The sequence below is a fragment of the Aeromonas bivalvium genome (genome assembly GCF_000819765.1).
Taxonomy (GTDB): domain Bacteria; phylum Pseudomonadota; class Gammaproteobacteria; order Enterobacterales; family Aeromonadaceae; genus Aeromonas; species Aeromonas bivalvium.
Window position 1 is genome coordinate 96962 of the sequence record NZ_CDBT01000054.1, and the last position, 390, is coordinate 97351.

The 390-nt window shown below is 71.5% G+C and carries 1 protein-coding gene; it reads right to left on the minus strand.

Going from position 1 to position 390, the window contains the following annotated elements:
- Positions 1–53: 53 nt before the first annotated feature.
- A partial coding sequence (locus BN1119_RS15285) for an NTP transferase domain-containing protein (RefSeq protein ID WP_041999843.1) occupies positions 54–390 on the minus strand: 337 nt, incomplete at its 5' end.

Consider the following 390-nt stretch of genomic DNA (forward strand, 5'->3'; position numbering starts at 1 on the left):
GGTGGTCTTGCCGGTGCCGCTCCAGGCGACGAAGCCGAGCAGGGGCAGGGGGCTCATGGGGCCTCTCCCCTCAGCAGCCTCGCCTCCCAGGCTGCGAGCTCGGCCGGGCTGTTGAGGTTGACGAAGGCATCGGGCTGGTCGGCAAAGGACACCAGCGCCATCCGGTGGCGGGCAAACCAGGCCCCTGTCTTGCGCTCCCCTGACGCCAGCGCCAGTTGCAGGGAGGGGAGCAGGGCGCGGCGCAGCAGGGCGACCACGGGCTGGAGGTGTTCGCCATCGTGGGCCACCACCAGCTCGGTGTCCGGGGTGATGGCGGCGCGAAAGCGGGTCATCAGATCCCGGGGCAGGGCCGGGCCGTCACAGGGCACGAACAGTACCCAGTCGTGGCGG